General features: G+C 58.7%; 22 protein-coding genes and 1 tRNA gene. All 23 read right to left on the reverse strand.

The window, feature by feature from the left end:
* Positions 1-35 precede the first annotated feature (35 nt).
* The 23 genes from ACQZ45_RS13670 to ACQZ45_RS13780 all read right to left on the reverse strand — a co-directional run bounded on the left by ACQZ45_RS13670 (position 36) and on the right by ACQZ45_RS13780 (position 21,127).
* Complete coding sequence (locus ACQZ45_RS13670) at positions 36-1,118, reverse strand: ABC transporter ATP-binding protein (RefSeq protein WP_019564948.1); 1,083 nt, start codon at positions 1,116-1,118, stop codon at positions 36-38.
* Positions 1,115-1,915: an ABC transporter permease gene (locus ACQZ45_RS13675; protein ID WP_013761889.1), complete on the reverse strand. Its 801-nt coding sequence runs from the start codon at positions 1,913-1,915 to the stop codon at positions 1,115-1,117. The genes ACQZ45_RS13670 and ACQZ45_RS13675 overlap by 4 nt, the downstream gene beginning before the upstream one ends.
* Before the next feature lies 1 nt (position 1,916).
* Positions 1,917-2,744, reverse strand: coding sequence for an ABC transporter permease (locus ACQZ45_RS13680; RefSeq protein WP_370647636.1), 828 nt, complete (start codon positions 2,742-2,744; stop codon positions 1,917-1,919).
* A gap of 109 nt (positions 2,745-2,853) precedes the next feature.
* Complete coding sequence (locus ACQZ45_RS13685; RefSeq protein WP_013761890.1) at positions 2,854-3,864, reverse strand: ABC transporter substrate-binding protein; 1,011 nt, start codon at positions 3,862-3,864, stop codon at positions 2,854-2,856.
* 56 nt (positions 3,865-3,920) lie between these two features.
* Entirely contained in the window at positions 3,921-4,235 is a 315-nt protein-coding gene (locus ACQZ45_RS13690; protein ID WP_112285912.1) for an NIPSNAP family protein, read from the reverse strand.
* Positions 4,236-4,239: 4 nt separating this feature from the next.
* Positions 4,240-5,706 carry an aldehyde dehydrogenase gene (locus tag ACQZ45_RS13695; RefSeq protein WP_026330722.1) on the reverse strand — a complete coding sequence of 489 codons (1,467 nt, stop codon included), beginning with the start codon at positions 5,704-5,706 and terminating at the stop codon, positions 4,240-4,242.
* A 4-nt stretch (positions 5,707-5,710) separates the two neighbouring features.
* Positions 5,711-6,751: an LLM class flavin-dependent oxidoreductase gene (locus tag ACQZ45_RS13700; RefSeq protein WP_112285913.1), complete on the reverse strand. Its 1,041-nt coding sequence runs from the start codon at positions 6,749-6,751 to the stop codon at positions 5,711-5,713.
* Positions 6,748-7,686, reverse strand: coding sequence for a flavin reductase family protein (locus ACQZ45_RS13705; protein WP_448742293.1), 939 nt, complete (start codon positions 7,684-7,686; stop codon positions 6,748-6,750). Before ACQZ45_RS13705 ends, ACQZ45_RS13700 begins: the two co-directional genes overlap by 4 nt.
* A complete protein-coding gene (locus ACQZ45_RS13710) occupies positions 7,683-8,528 on the reverse strand; it encodes an alpha/beta fold hydrolase (RefSeq protein WP_019564955.1) in 846 nt (281 codons plus the stop codon). Before ACQZ45_RS13710 ends, ACQZ45_RS13705 begins: the two co-directional genes overlap by 4 nt.
* Before the next feature lie 11 nt (positions 8,529-8,539).
* The gene (locus ACQZ45_RS13715) at positions 8,540-9,142 is read right to left on the reverse strand and encodes an amino acid synthesis family protein (protein ID WP_003511499.1); all 603 of its coding nucleotides are present in this window, start codon (positions 9,140-9,142) and stop codon (positions 8,540-8,542) included.
* A 118-nt stretch (positions 9,143-9,260) separates the two neighbouring features.
* Complete coding sequence (locus ACQZ45_RS13720; RefSeq protein ID WP_003511500.1) at positions 9,261-10,439, reverse strand: iron-containing alcohol dehydrogenase; 1,179 nt, start codon at positions 10,437-10,439, stop codon at positions 9,261-9,263.
* A gap of 97 nt (positions 10,440-10,536) precedes the next feature.
* Positions 10,537-11,268 carry an amino acid ABC transporter ATP-binding protein gene (locus ACQZ45_RS13725; protein WP_025595347.1) on the reverse strand — a complete coding sequence of 244 codons (732 nt, stop codon included), beginning with the start codon at positions 11,266-11,268 and terminating at the stop codon, positions 10,537-10,539.
* A gap of 29 nt (positions 11,269-11,297) precedes the next feature.
* Positions 11,298-11,987 (reverse strand): amino acid ABC transporter permease, encoded by a 690-nt coding sequence (locus tag ACQZ45_RS13730; RefSeq protein WP_003511502.1) that lies wholly within the window; start codon positions 11,985-11,987, stop codon positions 11,298-11,300.
* A gap of 76 nt (positions 11,988-12,063) precedes the next feature.
* Positions 12,064-12,924, reverse strand: coding sequence for a transporter substrate-binding domain-containing protein (locus ACQZ45_RS13735; RefSeq protein WP_013761897.1), 861 nt, complete (start codon positions 12,922-12,924; stop codon positions 12,064-12,066).
* A 183-nt stretch (positions 12,925-13,107) separates the two neighbouring features.
* A complete protein-coding gene (locus ACQZ45_RS13740; protein ID WP_003511504.1) occupies positions 13,108-13,803 on the reverse strand; it encodes a GntR family transcriptional regulator in 696 nt (231 codons plus the stop codon).
* A gap of 144 nt (positions 13,804-13,947) precedes the next feature.
* On the reverse strand, positions 13,948-14,832 hold the full coding sequence (purU, locus tag ACQZ45_RS13745; RefSeq protein ID WP_003511505.1) for a formyltetrahydrofolate deformylase: 885 nt from the start codon (positions 14,830-14,832) through the stop codon (positions 13,948-13,950).
* Between the two features lie 91 nt (positions 14,833-14,923).
* The gene (glnT, locus tag ACQZ45_RS13750) at positions 14,924-16,231 is read right to left on the reverse strand and encodes a type III glutamate--ammonia ligase (protein WP_003511506.1); all 1,308 of its coding nucleotides are present in this window, start codon (positions 16,229-16,231) and stop codon (positions 14,924-14,926) included.
* A gap of 83 nt (positions 16,232-16,314) precedes the next feature.
* Complete coding sequence (locus ACQZ45_RS13755; RefSeq protein WP_174068926.1) at positions 16,315-17,643, reverse strand: FMN-binding glutamate synthase family protein; 1,329 nt, start codon at positions 17,641-17,643, stop codon at positions 16,315-16,317.
* Between the two features lie 16 nt (positions 17,644-17,659).
* Positions 17,660-18,346: a GltB/FmdC/FwdC-like GXGXG domain-containing protein gene (locus ACQZ45_RS13760; protein WP_003511508.1), complete on the reverse strand. Its 687-nt coding sequence runs from the start codon at positions 18,344-18,346 to the stop codon at positions 17,660-17,662.
* 35 nt (positions 18,347-18,381) lie between these two features.
* Positions 18,382-19,287 (reverse strand): class II glutamine amidotransferase, encoded by a 906-nt coding sequence (locus ACQZ45_RS13765; protein WP_025595342.1) that lies wholly within the window; start codon positions 19,285-19,287, stop codon positions 18,382-18,384.
* A gap of 96 nt (positions 19,288-19,383) precedes the next feature.
* On the reverse strand, positions 19,384-20,061 hold the full coding sequence (locus ACQZ45_RS13770) for a helix-turn-helix domain-containing protein (RefSeq protein ID WP_019564961.1): 678 nt from the start codon (positions 20,059-20,061) through the stop codon (positions 19,384-19,386).
* Positions 20,062-20,356: 295 nt separating this feature from the next.
* Complete coding sequence (locus tag ACQZ45_RS13775) at positions 20,357-20,719, reverse strand: hypothetical protein (protein WP_003511512.1); 363 nt, start codon at positions 20,717-20,719, stop codon at positions 20,357-20,359.
* Positions 20,720-21,037: 318 nt separating this feature from the next.
* Positions 21,038-21,127 (reverse strand) — tRNA-Ser (locus ACQZ45_RS13780).
* Positions 21,128-21,247 lie beyond the last annotated feature (120 nt).

Below are 21,247 nucleotides of genomic sequence, written 5' to 3' on the forward strand. Positions count from 1 at the left end.
GAGCGTGGGATCATTAAGATGCATATTTCCGACCCTCAACAGAAAACCTGCGCCGACGCGGGATCGAAGGCCAGATGCACGAGATCACCACGGTTGAGGCCCGAAATTGCCTCATGGCCAAATGGCAGGCGCACGGCAAAGGGCTCTCCCGAACCTGTATGGGCGACGACATGGACGTTGTTGCCAAGGAAGGTGATATCGCTGACGGTGGCCTGAAAACCGGCGTAAGAGCCGGGCCTGTTGCGGCTGAGCTGTAAACGCTCCGGACGCAGCATCAGCGCCGCCTTTTTTCCCGGCGCAGCTTCGCCATGAACCGGAATTTGGTCAAAGACGATATTCTGCCCGAGCGAAACCGTCGCCTTGCCGCCCGAGGCGGCGAGGAGATCGCAGGCGATGAAGTCGCTGTCACCGATGAATTCGGCCACGAAGCGGGTGGTGGGATGAGCGTAAAGCTCCGGCCCCGTACCGATCTGGTCAATCACGCCTTTTGAAAACACCGCGATCCGGTCGGAGAGACGCAAGGCCTCCTCCTGATCATGGGTGACGTAAAGGATCGTTACTTCCGTCTGCTGGTGGATGCGACGGATTTCGAACTGGATCTCTTCCCTGAGCTTCTTGTCGAGCGCCGAGAGCGGCTCGTCCATCAGAAGAACCGGCGGATCATAAGCGAGCGCCCTTGCCAAGGCCACGCGCTGCTGCTGGCCGCCCGACATCTGCGCGGGCTTTCTGTCCTCGAAACCTTCGAGACGAACGAGCCTCAGCATCTCCTTCACCTTCGCATCGATTTCCGCCTTACTCTTTCGACGCACTTTCAGCGGAAAGGCGATATTCTCGCCAACAGACAGATGCGGAAACAGCGTGTAACGCTGGAAGACCATGCCGATATTGCGCTTGTGCGACGGCGTGGAGAGCAGGCTTTCGCCGTTCAGCAGGATGTCGCCCGCCGTCGGCTGTTCGAAACCGGCCAGAATGTAGAGCGTCGTGCTCTTGCCCGAACCGGATGGTCCGAGAAACGTCATGAACTCGCCCGGCTGCACCTCGAGATTGACGTCCTGAACGGCGACGACCGGTCCGTATTGCTTGGCGATGCCGCGAATTTGCAGGAGCGGTTTGGTCATGTTTTCAATCCTTTTCGCACAGCTGCGACAAGCAGCATGAGAATGATGGTCACCGCGATGAGAAGCGTCGATGCAGCGGCGATCACCGGCGTCAGATCCTGCCGCAGCGTCGCCCAGATTTTTACCGGCAGCGTCTGCAACGTTGGACTTGCCATGAAGATCGCCAGCACCACCTCATCCCAGGAAGTGAGGAAGGAAAAGATCGCGGCTGAGAACAGGCCGTGGCTGATGGCCGGCAAGGTGATGCGGATTTTGGCCTGCAGCGGGCTCGCGCCGCATAGCACTGCAGCGTCTTCGATCGATTTGTCGAAACCCTCGAGCGCGCTGGTCAACGCCAGAATGGAGAAAGGCAGCGCCACGACAAGATGGGCAATGACAAAGCCCGTGGTGGTGCCCGCAAGGCCGAGCTTCAGGAAAAAAGCATAAAGCGCCACCGCCAGCACCACGACAGGCAGGATCATCGGCGTCATGAACAAAGCCCGCAGACCCTCGCGCCCGATGAAACGCCCCCGCACCAGGCCGAAGGAGGCCACGAGGCCGATCAGCACCGACAGGACTGTGACCATCACGGCGATACGCAGGCTTGTCCAGGCAGCATCCAGCCACCTCGGATCGGCAAAGAAATCCGCATACCATTTCAGCGTCCAGCCGGGCGGCGGAAAGATCAGCCATTGCGACGAGCCGAAGGACAAAGCGGCGATGAAGACAATCGGCAGGATAAGGAATGCCGCTGTCAGCACGGTGATGAAAAGGAGCAGCCACTTCCATGCGCCAAGGCTGTTGTAGTTCAAAAGCATGTCAGCGCCCCCCTGCCCCGGCCGCGCCGAAGAATTTCAGCTGGATTGCGTAAAGCGTCAGCGTCACCACCAGAAGCACCAGCGCCGCTGCGCCGCCCATGCCCCAGTTGACGAGAGACTGCACGAATTGCGCGATAAGCTCGGCCAGCATCATGTTCGCCGTGCCGCCCAGCAGCGCCGGGGTGACGAAATAGCCAAGCGACATGACGAACACCATCAGCGCGCCGGAGATCATACCCGGAGCGGCAAGTGGAATGAGAACGCGGGTCAGCGCCTGAAAGCGGGTTGCCCCGCACAGCGCCGCCGCCTGGAGAATGGCCGGATCAATCTTGCGGATGACGCCATAGAGCGGAATGATGATGAATGGCAGCATGATATAGGTCATGCCGATCGTGACGCCGGTCAGGTTGTTGACCAGTGCAAGCGGCTTGTCGATGATGCCAAGGCCCATCAGCGTCTTGTTGACGACACCCGTCCGCTGCAACAGCACCATCCAGGCATAGGTGCGTGCCAGAAGGTTGGTCCACATGGACAGAAGCAAAATTGCGAAAACGACGGAGGCAAGCCGCGACGGCATGATGGCAAGCGCCCACGCGACAGGAAAACCGATGACCAGCGTTACGAGCGTGACCAGCGCCGAGACCGCGAATGTATTGAAGAAAATCTTCAGGTAGGTGGAGCTGCCCAGCAATGCGGCGTAATTGCCAAAGCCCAGGACAGGCTCGGTAACGCTGCGCGACAGCAGGATGATAACCGGCACGACGAAGAACAGGGCAAGCAGAACGAATGCCGGCAGGGTGGCGGCAAAATTGCCGGGCCGGAAGGGCATCCGCACCTTCGTCTTCGGGCTTTCTGTTTCATCGGTAAGCGAGACCATGCCCAAACCTCCCCGGAGGTGAAAATTTGCGCGGGCGCTTTTGGCTGCCCGCGCCGTTGCCTTACTTGGCCTGCCAGGCGTACCAGCGCTCACCGATCTCGTCACGATGTTGCGCCCAGTAGTTCATGTCGGCATTGACCTGGCTCGCTGTCTGCTGGTCGGGCAGGGACTTTGCCGTTTCCGGATCCATCAGCTTTGCGGATTCGACATTGACCGGGGCATAACCCGTGGCAGACGCCATATCCGCCTGCGCCTGCGCGGAGGTCGCAAGAGCGATGAACTTCATCGCCGCGTCCTTGTTCTTCGTTCCCTTGGGAACCACGAGGGAATCCGCTGCCGTGATGTTCTGCTCCCAGGAGGTCTCCACCTTCACACCGCTTTTCTCAAGCGCTGTCATGCGGCCGTTCCAGACGCTGCCGAAGGGCGCCTCCGCAGAAGCGATCAACTGCTGCGATTGCGCACCGCCAGACCACCAGATGATATCGGATTTGATCGTGTCCAGCTTCTTGAAGGCGCGATCGAGATCGAGCGGGTATAGCTTGTCGGCGGCAACACCATCGGCCAGCAGGGCTGCTTCGATCACACCCGGTGCGGACCATTTGTAAAAGGTGCGCTTGCCGGGGAACTTTGCCGTATCGAAAAGGTCGGCCCAGCTCTTGGGGCAGGCGGCTACAGCATCAACATTGCAGCCGATGACGAAGGAATAATAGAAGCTTCCGACGGAGTAGTCAGTGACGAAACGAGGGTCGAGCTTCGTTTTGTCGATGACGGCGAAATCAAGCTTCTCCAGCAGGCCCTTCGGCCCGGCCTGCGCGGCGTAGTCGCCCTCCACGTCGACCACATCCCATGTTACGCCGTTCGCCTCGACCATGGCTTTCAGCTTGCCATAGTCCGTCGGGCCATCCTGAAGCACGTTGATGCCGGTCGCCACCATGAATTTTTCGGCCCAGGCCGCCTTCTGCGCGTCCTGCGTGGTTCCTCCCCAGCTGGAAAAAACCAGATCATTCGCCTGTGCGGATGCGCCCAGGGCGAAAATTGCTGCGCATGTCATCAATACCAGTTTCGATCTCATGTTCCCTTACTCCGTTTTAGAGCTTGTTGTTGGCATGCACTTCGCGGCCGGCAGATTCACTTCAGCGGTGAAAAAGGCGCCGGCTTCATGATCTTGTTTTCGGCGACTTCAATGAGGTCGCGGATTTTCGGCAGGAAGGATAACCAGCGCGGATCGGCCATCAGCTTTGCGCGCCGCTCCTCGCGGTCATCCAGGCTGGAAAAGGCCCAGATGTGGACAATTTCATTGATCGGCCCGATCTCGGAAAAGAAGTAACCCACCAGCTCGCCCAGATGGCTTTTCTGGATTTCGATGCCTTCCTCCTCGACAACCCCAAGGTAGGCCGGAATGGCGCCGTTCTTCAGCCGGTAGGTGCGGATTTCGTAAAACATCGCGTCACCGCATCACGAATGGATCGGGGATCGGGTCATCGGAGGTTCTAAGCCATATGGTCTTCGTGCGCGTGTAATCGAGCGCTGCCGCAAGCCCGCCTTCGCGACCATCACCGGAAAGACCGAAACCGCCGAAAGGCGCAATCGGTGAGACGGCGCGATAGGTGTTCACCCAAACCACACCGGCGCGGATCGCCTTCATCAGCCGATGGGCGCGCGTCAGGTTCTGCGTGAAGACGCCCGAGGCGAGGCCATAGACCGTGTCATTGGCCAAAGCGATCGCTTCCGCCTCGGTTTCGAAGGAAACAACCGAAAGAACCGGGCCGAAGAACTCCCTTTCCATGGACGGCGAACGAATGCCGTCACAATCGAGAATGGTCGGCGGGTAGAAATAACCAGCGCCATCCACCGCCACACCGCCCGTCACCACCTTCGCACCGGCTTTTTCGGAAGCAGAGACCAGAGAGACAATATGCTTGCGCTGCCGCTCGGTCGCGAGCGGCCCCACTTCCGTTGCCATGTCCAGCGGCGAGCCGACGCGGATCGCCTCAGCCTTCGCCTTCAAAATCCCGAGGAAGCGATCCTTCACGCTTCTCTCGACGATCAGCCGTGATCCGGCAACACAGCTCTGACCGGTCGCCGCGAAAATTCCCGCGACCTGCGCATTGGCGGCGCTTTCGAGATCGGCGTCGGCAAAGACGAGGATTGGCGATTTGCCGCCGAGTTCGAGCGACGTGGAGGCAAGATTTTCGGCCGAGTTGCGAACGATGTGACGCGCCGTTTCCGGCCCGCCGGTAAAGGCGATATGGGCCACCTTCGGGTGCGTGGTGAGTGCCGTGCCGCAGGACGCACCGAAACCAGTGACTATATTGACGACGCCGGCAGGAAAACCAGCCTCCTGCACCAGCCGGGCGAACTCCAGAAGCGGCGCCGGTCCGTCTTCCGAGGCCTTGATGACGATTGTGCAGCCGGCAGCGAGCGCCGGGCCGATTTTAACGGCTGCCAGAAAAAGCTGGCTGTTCCACGGGACGATCGCGGCCACCACACCCACGGGTTCGCGCCGCAGCCAGACATCCATGTCCGGTTTGTCGATCGGCAGGTAAGCGCCCTCGATTTTGTCAGCCAAGCCCGCATAATAGCGATAATAGTCCGCGACATAGGCAATCTGCGCCGAGGTCTCGCGGATGATCTTACCGGTGTCACGGGTTTCGAGCTCGGCAAGCGTCTTTGCATTTTCGGCAACCAGATCGGCAAGCCGATAGAGCAGCTTGCCGCGTTGCGTCGCCGTCAGTTTCGACCAGGCGGCATCGTCATAAAGCGCCCGATGCGCGGCCTCTACGGCGCGGCTAATATCCGCTTCGCGGCTTTCCGGCATTTCTGCCCAAGGTTCACCGGTTGCCGGGTCGAGGCTCGAAAAGCTCGCCTCACCATCCTCGAAGCGCCCGTCGATGTAACATTGGAAACGGCGCATCATCTTACTCCTTGAAAGCCGGCATGACATCGGAAAGGAAGCGTTCCAGCGAGGCCTTCTTGCGCTCGAAGCTCATGCCGGTATCGATCCAGAAGGAATATTCGTCGTAGCCCATGGCCTCGTAGGCCTTAAGCCGGGTAATGACTTCATCGGCATCGCCGACAACGTTGTTCTTGCGCATGACATCACCGGAAAGCATGGCGTTTGCGACAATCTCCTCCGGCGCAATACGCTCGATCAGCCCTTGATGAACGGGCTTTTCGTTTTTGAACCATGCAAAGAAGTAGTTGTAATAGACGCTCATCTCATGGGCCGCCTGGGCAATGTCGGCTTCACCGGAACCGACATAGGTGTGGCGCAGCAGCATGATTTTCGGCCGCTGTTTATCCGGATTTTTCGCACAGGCATCGTTGAAGCGGCCCATCAGGGTTTCCACCTCGTCATCGCCTTGCCAGAGCGGCGTCACCTGAACATTGCAATCATTGCCGACAGCGAATTCATGCGAATTCGGATCACGCGCCGCCACCCAGATGGGCGGAAAAGGCTGCTGCAGCGGTTTGGGAGCCGATGTGGTGGCCGGGAACTTGAAGAATTCGCCGTCGTGGGTGTAGTCACCCGCCCACACCCCTTTGACAGCCGGAATAAGCTCGCGCATCCGCTGGCCGGCGCCCCAGGCATCGAGGCCTGGAAGCAGCCGCTCATATTCGAACGAATAGGCGCCACGCGCGATGCCGATATCAAGACGGCCATCACAGATCAGATCCGCCATCGCCGCTTCTCCGGCAAGCTTGATCGGGTGCCAGAAAGGCGCGATCACCGTTCCTGTACCCAGGCGTGCCGTCTTCGTACGCCGCGCCAGATCGGCGATCGTTACAAAGGGGTTGGGCGCTATGGTGAAATCCATGCCGTGATGTTCGCCGGTCCAGATGGCATGCATGCCACCACGATCGGCGATTTCGCAAAGCGTTACGAACTCCTCGTAGAGTGTCTTGTGGTCCTGGGAGGCGTCCAGCCGCTCCATGTGAACGAAGAGGGAGAATTTCATGGGTTTGGCCCCTTCATGGAGATGGGATGAACCTTGCCGGCAGTCTCGTTACCGACATAGACGCCGAAGTTGCCGATCGAGCTTTCCAGCACGAAACGATTGACGATATCCGCCGTAGCGCCGGAGTCGAATTTTGCCGAAGCCAGCGCGCCGGGCAACAGAAATCGGCCCTCGCGCGGCGCTTGATCGCCATCGGCAAGCGCGTGATAGACGACGTGTTGGCGCCCATCCGTCTTGTTCTCATAAACCGAGTAGAGAAATCCCGTTTTGACGGAGAGACCCGTCAGGTCTTCGAGACGTGATGTCAGCGCCGCGACCGGATCGCCGCTTGCCACGACACAGCCGGCAAGTGACAGCACGTCGTCGCCAACGAGGTAAATCTCGCCGCGCCGTTCCAGAACGGCGCCCACGACGATATCGCCCTCTGCCGCTGCCGATACCGCCTTTGCAGCCAGCATCGGCGTGAAATAGCCGCCGCGCGCATAACCGAGACCGTTCAGGCCGCTATTGTCGAAAGCCTCGATACGGCCGAGCAGAATGACATGATCGCCGGCCTCGATAACCTCCTGCATCGAACATTCGAACCAGGCCGCGACGTCTGCAAAGACCGGGGAGCCCTTCGGCGCATCCAACCAGCTGGCGGTGGCGAAACGGTCTTCGACCGGCCGGGCGAAGGTGTTGGAGAGGTCCTTCTGGCTTTCCGACAGAATATTGACCGCGAAGTTTTTGGTGCCCGTCATCGTCGCGAAATTGCGCGAGCTACGGGCAAGGCAGATCAGCAGCAACGGCGGATCGAGCGAAACCGAGGTGAAGGAGTTGGCGGTAAAACCGATGGGCTTTCCTGCATCGTCCCGGGCGGTCACGATTGTTACTCCCGTAACGAAAGCGCCGAATGCATCGCGCAAAGCGCGCGGATCAAGGGTTGCAACAGTCATTGCGGCTCCTCCTCTAAAGCCAGCCATTCGGCCATCATTGCATTGACAGTTTCAGGTGCGGTCAGGTTGACCATATGCCGGTGCGCCTCAACGACGCGGGCGTAACCGCGCGGTGTGATCGCCGCCATCTGCTCGGCCATCAACGGCGTCGAATTGGGGTCGTCCGAACCCGTCAGGAAAAGAGCCGGGCAGATGACCGAGGGCCACCGATCCGCATAGGTCTCGTCGCCGCCCGCAAATGCGGTATAGGCAACCGCGTAACCTTCGGGATCGACCATTTCCAGCCAGCCCCGCGTCAACTCCCGCGCCTGCTGGCTCTTTGGATCGTCGCCGAACCAGCGTAACAAAGGGCCTTCCTTGTCCACGCCGGTGGTCCGGATGGCAGCCGCGCGTGCAAGAACCGCAGCCTTCGCGGCCGGATCACGGCGGTAGACGCCGTTCAGATAACCAACGCGCGCAATTCGATCTCCAAAGGTTGCAGCGGCACCGCCGGAAATCAGCGCACCCATGGAGTGCCCGGCCACATTGGCACGCGCGATCCGCATATCGTCAAGAAAGCGGCCGAACCAGCCGACAAAATCCTTGAGCGAGCTGCCCGCTGGCAGGCGTTCACTGCCGCCATGCCCCGGCATATCTACCGCGATGACACGGTGCGTCTTTGAAAAGATTTCGATCTGCGGCTTCCAGGCTTCCAGCCGCATTCCCACACCGTGAATGAGGATCAGGTCTTCACCCGCGCCTGCCTCGAAATAGGCCGCCCCGCCCTCGGTCACCTTGCGAGGGAGCGCGGCAGCACCTGCCTTTGCAGCATTGACCCGTGACGTGGTGGCGGCCTCCTGCATTTGCATCACCCTCAAACACCCGCCGGGTTGGCAACATCCTGACCGAGATCCTTCAGATCCTGATAGCGGTCGCCGATGCGGTGATGAGGCCTACCGCCGACTGAAGCACCGAGCGCCACGACGATCTCATCGGCAGCCGGAGCATCGGGAACGGAGGTCTGGATAGTCAGGTAGTGCGAACGGCGACCTTCATCGTTCTTATCCATTAACGGGATCATGATCGGCGCATTGCCGGGACCACGCGTATTGCAGAAGGCCAGATAGGACTTGGCACCCACAGCCTGACGATAGTGATTGCCGAAACGCAGCGTGTGAATGAGCGCGGAGGCATGTTCGATCTCACCATCCAGCCCGACGACGGCCGCCTTGCCATAGGCCTCCACCGCTTCGCCGGAACCCACGGCATCGAGGATCATCTTCGTCAGCAGTTCGCCCAGCACCGGCGCCCCGGCGTGGATTTCCGGTTTGAGATCATCCACGAAGCCTTTTCCAGCCCAGGGGTTTTTCACGACCGCGATGGCGGTGAACAGCTTCAAAGGTGTCGCTGCGGCCTTGCCTCCTTCAATCAACGTTGTTTCGACCTGCAACAGGGTCTTACGGATCTGGATGGGCATTGGCGTTCTCTCCGATAAATATGATGTCTTATGGTATGCCATAATACGAAAGTGTCAAGTGGCGGAAATCTGTGGCTTGAAGTTGCGAAAAATGACAATTCTTACAGGAGGTTATGGCTCAAGGGCCTTCCATGCGGCCGTCAAAGGCCAGTTCGTAAAGGCGCGTCATTTCCGCTGCCGTCGGAACCCGTGGGTTATTTGCCGGTGTGCCGGAGGCGAGGCCTTGCCGCACCATTTCCGGCAAAAGATCGAGATAGCGGGTTTTGTCGATACCGAATTCCTGCGGGGTCGGCACCTTCAACCGCCTGTTCAGGCCGATGAAAGCCTCCACCATCTTTGCGCCTGCAATCTGGTCGCTGTCCGTCGAACTGGCGCAACCAAGTGCGCGGGCGGCGGCGGCATATTGCGGTAGAGCGGAATTCAACGAAAATTGTGTGACCAACGGCAGCACCATCGCATTCGACATGCCGTGCGGAACGTGGAAAAAGGCACCGACCGGCCGGCTGAGGCCGTGGATCAACGCTGTGGATGTGTTGGAAACGGCAAGACCCGCATGCGTCGCCCCGAGCATCATCGCTTCGCGTGCTTCCCGGTTTTGCGGGTCGTTCGCGACTTTTTCGAGATTTGCCCCGATCAGTTTCAGCGCGGACAGCGCCAACGCCTCGGAATGGGCATTACCGTTGCGGTTAACCAGCGCTTCCAGCGCATGGGTCAGCGCATCTATGCCGGTATCGACCGTGACGCGGTAAGGGCAGGTCAGCGTCAGCTCGTAATCGATGATGGCCGCAACGGGCAAAGCGGCAGTGCCGAGGATGAGCATTTTTTCGCTGGCAGCCGTGTCCGTCACGACGGCGGCGCGTGTTACTTCCGATCCGGTTCCTGCGGTTGTGGGTATGGCAATTACCGGCATGACGGCAAAATCCACGATCCTTGGAACTTTCAGCGCCCGCAGCTCTTCGCCACTGGTTGCAACGATGGCACCTGCTTTCGCCGTATCCATGGCGCTACCGCCGCCGAGTGCGACGAGACCATCATGACCGCCCCCGGAAACGCGTTTCACCAGTGTGGCGATGGATATATCCGTTGGATCTTCTACGACATCCGCAAAAATGGCGGCATCGATACCCTCGCCGCCAAGCGCCTGCAAAAGCGCATCCGCATGGCCGAGTTTCTGCATGACGGGATCGCAGACGAGCAGAGGGCGCTTCACCCCCAGAGATTTCAACAGTGACGGCAATCGGAAACGGCTGCCACCGCCGATGAGCATTTCGCGAGGCATCAGGACACGGTTTATCATTGCGGTTCTCCGCCACTATCATTCTGCGTTGTTCGGAACGGCCTAAGGCACACGATCTGAAGCGGGACTTCGTCATCCCGCTCCGGTCGCCGTGGCCTCAATGCGCCAGGATTTTCGACAGGAACGAGCGTGCGCGATCCGTCTTCGGATTGGTGAAGAAGCTGTCACCCTCGCCGATCTCGACGATCTCGCCGCCATCCATGAAGACGATGCGGTCAGCCACCTTGCGGGCAAACCCCATTTCATGCGTCACCACCATCATCGTCATGCCTTCCTGCGCAAGCGAGACCATGACGTCGAGCACCTCGTTGATCATTTCCGGATCAAGCGCCGATGTAGGCTCGTCAAAAAGCATGGCGACCGGATCCATCGCCAGCGCGCGGGCGATTGCGACGCGCTGCTGCTGACCGCCGGAAAGTTGACCGGGATATTTCTTCGCATGCGCGGTAAGCCCCACACGCTCCAGAAGGGCGTTGGCTTTGACCAGCGCCTCCGCAGGGGAGCGGCCGAGAACCTTCTCCTGCCCGATGCACAGATTTTCGAGGATCGTCATATGCGGGAAGAGTTCGAAATGCTGGAACACCATGCCCACTTTGGAGCGCAGCTTCGGCATATCGGTCTTTGGGTTGGTCACCTCAACCCCGTTTACGGTGATGATGCCGTTGCCGATCGTCTCCAGCGCATTGACGCATTTGATGAGCGTCGACTTGCCCGAACCGGACGGACCGCAGATCACGACGACTTCGCCCTTGGCTACATTCAGGCTGCAATTGGTCAGAACCTGAAAGGTCGGACCGTACCATTTGTTGACGGATTGAAGTTCGATCATGCTGGTTGCTTGAGACATCGGACTTCTCCCTAGTGTACGTCAGCCGACATTGGGCCGTAGGCCTTGCCGAATCGTTTCTCGATACGGCGCTGGATGAGTTCCCAGGCGGTCGTCATGGCGAGGTAATAAAGGGCCGCAACCATGAAGAGCTCCAGAACGAGGAACTTTTCCTGGATAAGAACCTGCGTGCGGCGCAGCAGCTCCTCCATGGAAATGATGGAGGCGATCGACGTTGTCTTCAGCACGCCATTGACGGAATTGCCAAGCGGCGGAATGATGATGCGGAAGGCCTGCGGCGCAACTATGTAGCGCATCACCTGCGCCTCGGTCATGCCGATGGCGCGCGCCGCATTGATCTGGCCTTTGGGAACCGCGGCAATACCTGCCCGGACGATTTCCGACAGATAAGCGGCCTCGCAGAGCGATAGGCCGATCAGGGTGGACTGCAGAACCGTCAGCTTGATGCCGAGCTGCGGCAGGCCGGTATAGATGATGATGAGCTGCACCAGCAGCGGCGTGCCACGAAATATCCAGGTGTAGAAATAGGCCGGTCCGGAGAGGAACCGGTATTTCGACATGCGCATCACCGCAATGACGAAGCCCAGCGCAAGACCCGCCGTCATGGCAAAAACCGTGAGGCCGAGCGTCACCATCGCCCCCTCGAAAAGATAATAATTCGTCAGATATTCGAAGAAACCTTCCCAGTTCCAACCCTTCACGTCTTTCTCCAATTCATGCGGGAATGGTCGCGGCGAGAACTCTCCCGCCGCGCTGACAGTTCAGATGGAGGAGATTTCAGCCTTCTGGACCAAGAACGGCGAGATCGCCGGGCGCGATGCTCACGCCATAACCACCCATCAGCTTTTCAAGCGAACCATCGGCCTTCATTTCCTTGAGAGCAGCAGAGACGGCACTGGCGACGTCCTTGCTTCCAAAGGAAAGCGAACCGGGCGTAGGGTACATGCCGGAAAGTGCATGCGTGAACTCGCCGCGATCCTGGTATTGCTTGGCGACAGGATCGATGGAGACCGCGGCCTGAACCTGACCTGCCCGCAGCGCCTGATAGACGGTCGCGTAATTGTCGAACAGGTTTATGGTCATCGGCGCAAGACCGCGTTTCTTGAAGTCCTCGTTCAATTCCTTGATCTTGCGCTCGGCATAGCCACCGATATCGGTGCTGACAGCCTTGCCGGCCAGATCGTCCACCTTGGTGATGGGCTCGGATGCACCGACGGCCGTTGAAATGCTGATGGCGAGACTCTCATAGGGGATCATGAACAGGATCTTGCGCCGCTCCGCCGTCACGAACAGGCCAGCATTGATCATGTCCCAGCGGCCGCCCTGCAGGCCCGGCACCATGGTGGCATATTCCGTGCTGATATATTCGGGCTTCAAGCAGAGGCGCTTGGCGATTTCATAACCCAACTCGATACGAAGGCCTTTGAGCACGCCCTGTTGGTCGGCATAGGCCATGGGCGGCAATGTCGGGCTGGTCGCCATCACGAGATGGCCGGGCTTGATGAGGTGATCGTTGGATATTTTCGGCGTGCAGTCCTGTGCAACGGCCGCACCGGCAAGAAGACTGATGACAAAGCCCGCCAGAGAGGTTTTGGCGCGCACGGCTATGCATTTCCGGGAAATCGGATTCCAGTTCATATTAAGCTCCGCTCTTTATATTATTTATTATGGCATACCATCACACCAAACGGATTGCCCTGTCAATAAGCGGTCATTTGTTTTTCTAAATTATTGTAAAACAACCATAAAATCAAAAAACCAAGAGCTTGCGGCCGCCAGCTGGGCAACCGCAAGACAAGCAGAACGGAGCGCCAAAAACCGTCAGTCAGCCGTTTTTTGCGCGGTGAGAACGGCTTCGGCGATAGCGCATGCGCTGGTGACATGATCGAGAGCGGCTTTGTAAGCGGCGTCCCCGTCACCTTTCCGGATCGCATCGACGATCTTTTTCATCTGCGCCGGACCTTCGGTATCGCGGCTTTTCGTCTTGATCGTCATGGAGCGAAGATGGTTGATTCGCACCGTCAGCAAATTGACGACGCCCCAGGCGACATGCCGGTCGATCTTGCTGAACAGCGTATGATAAAAAGACGAGGTATGCGCGAGAACACCGGGCATATCCTTGGCAACGTAACTTTCGCGAATATGCTCGAGCGAAGCCTCAAGCGCCTCGACAATGGCGGGATCGCGACGCTCCGCACAAAGGCGCGCCGCCATTCCCTCCAGCGCACCGCGAATTTCGTAAATCTGCTTGGCCTCGGCAAGATCGAGCAGCGCAACCATCGGCCCCTTGTTCGGCAAATTCGCCACCAGCCCCTCGGACTCCAGATGCCGCAGGACTTCGCGCACGATGGTGCGGGAAACGCCCAGCTGGGCGCAGAGATCGCGCTCCACAAGGCGGTCTCCCGGACGGAAGTAACCGTTCACGATGGCGTCGCGCACCTTGTCGAGCGCAAGCTCCCTCAGCGTCTTGGTCGGACGCTCAACGCGAATGGCAGTTCCCTGCAAAGCACCGGTCATGGTATCACCTCGTTTGGCACATCCCGCTTCCGCCCGCCGGGCGTGAAAACAGGTTCTGGCTCTTTATATTATGGCGTACCAACTTATTTAGCCGCGCACCATGTTTATGGCAACAGCGCGCGACCAGCTTGTCGCAATGCCGCGTCACCCCATCCGTTCCGATGCATAGCTGCCCGGGCTTGGCGGGAAGACCACGGTCCGGTTACCGTTGATGAAAGTACGGTGGTGGATATGGGCATGGATGGCGCGTGCCAGAACCTGCGCCTCGACATCCCGGCCGAGCGAAACATAATCCTCCGCGCTCTGGGCATGGGTAATACGCACAATATCCTGCTCGATAATCGGACCTTCGTCGAGATCGGCGGTGACATAGTGGGCCGTCGCGCCGATCAGCTTCACGCCGCGCTGATAGGCCTGCTTGTAAGGGTTGGCGCCCTTGAAGGACGGCAGGAAAGAATGGTGGATGTTGATGATCTTCCCCGACATCGTCTCGCACATCCGGTCGGAAAGCACCTGCATATAACGCGCAAGCACGATCAGTTCGGTTCCGGTGCTTTCGGCAATATCCATGATCCGGGCTTCAGCCTGTGGCTTGTTTTCCTTCGTCACCGGAATGTGGTGGAAGGGAATATCATGATTGACCACCACTTTCTGGTAATCGAAATGGTTGGAGACGACACCGACAATATCGATCGGCAAGGCCCCGATGCGCCAACGGTAAAGCAGATCGTTCAGGCAATGGCCGAAGCGCGACACCATCAGCAGGACCTTCATCCGCTCGGACTGGTCATGAAGCGCCACTTCCATGCCGAATTTCTGCGAGATCGGCATCAGTCCAGCCATCAAGTCGTCACGCTTTGCTCCCTCTTCGGAAATGAAGCCCACGCGCATGAAGAAACGGCCCGTACCGAGATCATCAAACTGCGAACTATCGACGATGTTGCAGCCTTTTTCAGCGAGAAAGCCTGAAAGGGCAGCGACGATGCCTCGGGTGGACTTGCAGGTTACGGTCAGGACGAAGTTCGTCATCCGGCACTCTCTCTGTCATCGATATTGGAAAAACCCCGCGCTGTCTGACGAGCGCGGGGAAAAGCCGCGAGGGCGGCGGGGAAACCCGAACTCAAACGTCGAGCGTTGTCTGGTGCTCCCAGGCAGTGAATTGCGCGCAATAAGCGTTCCACTCTCCCTGCTTGAGCTTCAGATAGGCCTTTGAGAACTCCATGCCCAATGCCTGCTGCAGTTCCTCGTCCTTCTCGTATTCGCGCAGCGCATCGAGAAGATTGAGCGGCAGTTTCGGCGCATTCGTCACGGTATGACCTTCGCGATACATGTCTATATCGTGATGCGGACCGGGATCGGCCTGTGAGCGGACACCCGAGAGACCGGCCGCAATGATAATGGCCTGCAGCAGATAGGGGTTCACGGCGCCATCCGGCAGACGCAGTTCGAAACGCCCCGGCCCTGGCACGCGAACCATGTGGGTGCGGTTGTTCCCGGTCCAGGTCACCGTGTTCGGCGCCCAGGTCGCGCCCGAGATGGTCCGCGGCGCGTTGATGCGCTTGTAGGAATTAACCGTCGGATTGGTGACGGCAGCAAGAGCGGAGGCATGTTTCATGATGCCGCCCAGAAACGTCTTGCCCTTTGCGGAGAGCCCGAAAGGCATTGCCTTGTCGGCAAAAGCGTTGACCTTGCCGTCCAGGTCCCAGACCGAAATATGGGCGTGGCAGCCGTTGCCGGTCAGCCCCTTGAAAGGCTTCGGCATGAATGTCGCGCGCAGCCCGTGCTTTTCGGCAACCGACTTGACCATGAACTTGAAGAAGGAATGTTTATCCGCCGTCTGGAGCGCATCGTCATATTCCCAGTTCATCTCGAACTGGCCGTTCGCGTCCTCATGGTCGTTTTGGTAGGGTTTCCAGCCCAACTCCAACATGTAGTCGCATATTTCCGCGATCACATCGTAACGACGCATCACTGCCTGCTGGTCGTAGCAGGGCTTTTCCGCCGTGTCGTACTCATCGGAGATTTTCGCGCCGTCCGGCGAAATCAGGAAAAATTCCGGTTCCACGCCGGTTTTGACCCGCAGCCCTTGCCCGGCCGCTTCCGCGATGAGCTTTTTCAAAACGACGCGCGGCGCCTGTTCCACAGGCTGGTCTTCCATGACGCAATCGGCAGCAACCCAGGCCACATCCTTTTTCCAGGGAAGCTGGATGACCGAGGAGGCGTCCGGCACTGCGAAGAGATCGGGATGGGCGGGCGTCAGATCGAACCATGTGGCGAAACCGGCAAATCCGGCGCCGCCCTTCTGCATATCGGCAATCGCTTCTGCAGGAACCAGCTTGGCGCGCTGGCCACCGAAGAGATCGGTATAACTGATCATGAAATATTTGATGCCTTTTTCGGCAGCAAACTTGGAGAGGTCCAGTGTCACGTCATTCCCCTTTTTTTGAATATCAGACACTTCATCGAAAAAGACGGCCACATCCTCCCAAATGCGCCCGTCCATTGTGTTTTTTAAAAGCTGCCTTTACCCGGGAACCAGTTTGTTCCCGCCAGCGGAACCTGCGCCATTGCCGCAGCCTCCATGGTCAGAGCCACCAGATCTTCCGGCTCCAGATTGTGGAGATGGTTTTTGCCGCAGGCGCGTGCGATGGTCTGGGCTTCGAGCGTCATGACCTTCAGATAGTTGGCGAGGCGGCGACCGGCGGCGATTGGGTCAAGACGTGCGGCAAGTTCCGGGTCCTGCGTGGTGATGCCTGCGGGGTCTTTGCCCTCGTGCCAGTCATCATAAGCGCCGGCCGTGGTGCCTAGCTTCTGGTATTCGTCTTCCCATTTCGGGTCGTTATCGCCCAGCGCCACCAGCGCCGCCGTTCCGATGGCAACCGCATCGGCACCAAGCGCCAGAGCCTTGGCGACATCCGCACCCGAGCGAATGCCACCGGACACGACCAATTGCACCTTGCGATGCATGCCGAGATCCTGAAGCGCCTGTACTGCGGGGCGAATACAGGCAAGCGTGGGCATGCCGACATTTTCGATGAAGACGTCCTGCGTGGCCGCCGTGCCGCCCTGCATGCCATCAAGCACCACCACATCGGCACCGGCCTTTACGGCAAGTGCGGTGTCGTAATAGGGGCGCGCACCACCAACCTTGATGTAGATCGGTTTTTCCCAATCGGTGATTTCGCGCAGTTCAAAGATCTTGATTTCCAGATCGTCCGGGCCGGTCCAATCAGGATGACGGCAGGCGGAACGTTGGTCGATGCCCTTCGGCAAATTGCGCATATTGGCGACGCGATCGGAAATCTTCTGGCCAAGCAGCATGCCGCCGCCACCCGGTTTCGCACCCTGGCCAACAACTACCTCGATGGCGTCCGCACGGCGCAAATCCTTGGGGTTCATGCCATAACGCGACGGCAGATACTGATAAACCAGCGTCTGGCTGTGGCCGCGTTCCTCATCCGTCATGCCGCCATCGCCCGTCGTGGTGGACGTGCCGGCAATGGTCGCGCCACGGCCGAGCGCTTCCTTGGCGTTGCCGGAAAGCGCGCCGAAGCTCATGCCGGCAATGGTGATCGGCGTTTTCAGCGTGATCGGCTTCTTGGCAAAGCGCGTGCCGAGGGTGACGGTCGTATCGCACTTCTCGCGATAACCTTCGAGCGGATAACGCGAGATGGACGCGCCGAGAAACAGCAAGTCGTCGAAATGCGGCACCTTGCGCTTCGTGCCTGCGCCGCGAATATCATAGATGCCGGTCGCAGCCGCACGGCGGATTTCCGCCAGCGTGTGATCATCGAAAGTCGCGGACTTGCGTGGTGGGGTGAAGGGGTTGTGATAGCTCATCGGAAAATCCCTCGCCTCAATACGCGTCGGCGTTGTCGATGTTGAAATTGTAGAGCGTGCGGGCCGAACCGTAGCGTTTGAACTCGCTTGGGCTGACATCGGAGACGCCGGCTTTTTCAAGAAGTTCGGCAAGCTTCTCCAGATGTTCGGGCCGCATTTCCTTCTCGATGCAGTCGGCACCCAGGCTCTTGACCGAGCCGCGCACAAAAAGCTTCGCTTCATAAAGGGAGTCACCCAACGCATCGCCCGCATCGCCGCAGACAACGAGGTGGCCAGACTGACCCATGAAGGCGGACATGTGGCCGATATTGCCCTTCACGACGATATCGATGCCCTTCATGGAAATGCCGCAGCGGGAAGCGGCATTGCCCTTGATGACCAGCAGCCCGCCGCGACCGGTGGCACCTGCGTATTGCGAAGCGTCGCCCTCGATGACGACGGTGCCCGACATCATGTTTTCGGCAACGCCCGGCCCGGCCGAGCCGTAAACGGTGACGGTCCCGCCATCATTCATGCCGGCGCAATAATAACCGACCGAGCCGCGAACATCGACGATGACGGGGCTGTCGATGCCAACAGCGACGGCATGGTGGCCGCGCGGATTGACAACTTCGAATTCGGTGTCGTTTGCGCCCGAGGAAAGCCCATGGAGCGCGCTGTTGAGTTCACGCAAAGGCGTGTGGGAGAGATCGAAAACTGGCATGGATATGACTTTCGCAATATGCGCCGATGACGGTTTCACGCGGCCTTTTCATGGTCCCAGAAATAGACGGTCGCCGGCTCCGGCTCCCAGACGCGGGCATTTTCGATGCCAGGCAGATTGACAAGCGCGCGGTATTCGGAGCCGAAAGCGACATATTGATCGGTCTCGGCCATCACCGCCGGCTTGCAGGCGATGGGATCGCGCACCACGCCGAAACCGGATTTGGTGCCGACGACGAAGGTAAAGAACCCGTCGAGATCATCGAGCGCGCCGGTCAGCGCTTCGCCCAGATCCTTGCCCTTGGCCATTTCAGCCGTGAGATACGCGGCGGCCACTTCCGAGTCGTTCTGGGTTTCGAAGGTCATGCCCTCTCGTACCAGTTCCCGACGCAGATTATTGTGGTTGGAGAGCGAACCGTTATGCACCAGGCACTGGTCGGCACCGGTGGAGAAGGGGTGTGCGCCAAGCGTCGTCACAGCCGATTCCGTTGCCATGCGGGTGTGGCCGATGCCATGGCTGCCCGCCATGGAGCGCACGCCAAAACGGGCGACGACATCTTTCGGCAGGCCGGTTTCCTTGTAGATTTCCACGCTGTCGCCGGAGCCCATCACCCGCACATTCGGGCGGATGGCAGCCAGGACCGAGCGAATTTCCGTGAGCTTTGCCGATGAAATATCCAGGACCGCGTGGGTGCTTTTCACCGCAATCGAAGCTTCAACGCCATTTTCCTTCAGCGCTTCGGCAAGGCCCGAAAAATCGGCGACGGGATCGGCCGACTGGATGGTCACTTTTGCCCGGCCATCGGCAGCGCTTCCATAGATCGCGATGCCGGCGGAATCCGGTCCACGATCCGTCATGGTCACGAGCATGTCCGAAAGCAGCTCACCCAGCTGCGGTTCAAGGCTTTTGTCTTTCAGGAATAGTCCAACAATGCCGCACATCGACAGGCACCTCCATTCGTTTCTGAATGAAGAGCTAGCATATGGAATTCCATCTCGTCAACTATCAGGAATATTTTTTTCTTCTAAGGCAACTTTTCAATCATTTGTCAGCCGTCTTTGCGGATAGGAAATGATCGACAGATAGCGAGCGGGAAGCTTCACCAGCTCCTCCGGTCCGTGCGGCGCATCAGCATCAAAAAACAGGCTGTCACCCGCCTGCATGGTGAAAAGCTGCTCGCCGTGGCGATAAACCACCTCTCCCTCCAGCATGTAGAGGAACTCCATGCCCTCATGCTGGAAGGTCGGAAATACATCCGAGTCCGTCGTCAGCGTGATGAGATAGGGCTCGACGGTGACGCCGCTAGTATTGTTGTCGATATGGCCAAGCAGGCTGTACTGATGGCCGGCGCGGGTGCCTCTACGCTCGATGTTCACCCCTTGGCCCGCCTTGACGAAGGTGGCGCTGCGCGGCTCCTCGAAGCCACGGAAGAACGCCGTGATCGGCACGCCGAGCGCCTTTGACAGCGTCTGCAGCGTGGTGAGGGACGGCGAAATATTACCGTTTTCGATCTTTGAGAGCATTCCCACCGATACGCCGGTGGCCGATGCGAGATCGGTGACCGTGATGCCCAGCTTCTTGCGATAGGCACGCACCTCATGGCCGATCGCCATTTCGAGATTATTGACCCTCGGCTCGCGAACCGCATGCGGGTCCTGCGACAAAAGCGCAGGCTCGGTCTTTGTGCTGTCCTTTGCCATGTGATCCTCCGGCATAACGTGTTTTCCTTCTTTAAAGGAAAACTATTTTAATTCGGAGGAAATTTTTACATCGCAGCAGCGGTAAAGCCTGCGGAGGGTCAGCACGTCACCCTGCCATCGGAGAGATCAAAGACGGCACCAGTATAGAGGCATTTCAGTGGACTACGGACACGCGCTGCTCATCGTAGTCTTACGCAGATATTGAAGCTCACCTCTAACACGCCGCCAAACGGTGCCAAGAATTACTCGGCACCGCTGGTTTTCGAAAGGCCCTTCCACCAGTCAATGGCAAGAACCGTTCCTGCGGAGTTCAGGCTTCGACCAGCTCGCGAACATCATCAACGAGAAAATGCACGATCACATAGCGCGTCGTGTATTTCTGACCGCTATCGGACACGCTCTCGACGCTGCCGCCGTCGGAGGGATGCCATTTCTGATAGTGAGGATTGTTGGCGATCAGCGTAATCGCCTTGCCCGAAAACCTGCCGGTCAGCCGATAGCGAGCCTCTGCAAGATGCCAAATCTTTTCAAAATCCTGCTGGCTGATGCGGGCTTTCAAAGCCTTCTTGGATATCGTTTCTTCGGGCGAACTGTCGTCGTGTGCCCCCGATGGAATATGCAGGTCAACCTCTTCCGCGCCGTCCAGCAGAAAGGCAAATTCGTCTGGCCACATCCGTCTCACGTATCGCTCCTCCCAAAGCTTATCGTCCTACAACACAATTATGATAGCGCCTCTGCCGTAAGAGGCAATGGCGGATATGAGAGAGCACTTGCCGGCATCCCAATTTTTCGGGAGCGTGGCCGTGTGGGCCTCCAACAGGTGCTGAAGATCGCGGGTGGGACGCAACGAAATGGAAGCCAACCGCTATCTCAACCAGTCTGCCTCCGCTGGCGCAGAGCAGTACCGGCTTCGCTAGCAGACTGCAGCATCAAAGCGACCAACGAATGAAATCAGGCTATCTCGGAAAATCTTACTGCTTAGCGTAAATTATGGCGGAGAGGGTGGGATTCGAACCCACGATACCCTTGCAGGTATGCCGCATTTCGAGTGCGGTGCATTCGACCACTCTGCCACCTCTCCGCATGCGCGAACGCTTGCGTTGCGCGCTCCTCATAAACATCAATGGCGGGACTGACAAGGGAAATTTCGTGTTTGTGTCACAAATTATTCGTCCCGGACAAGGCTGTATAAATGCTTCGG

The organism is Agrobacterium sp. 16-2014-1-2a, assembly GCF_053522705.1.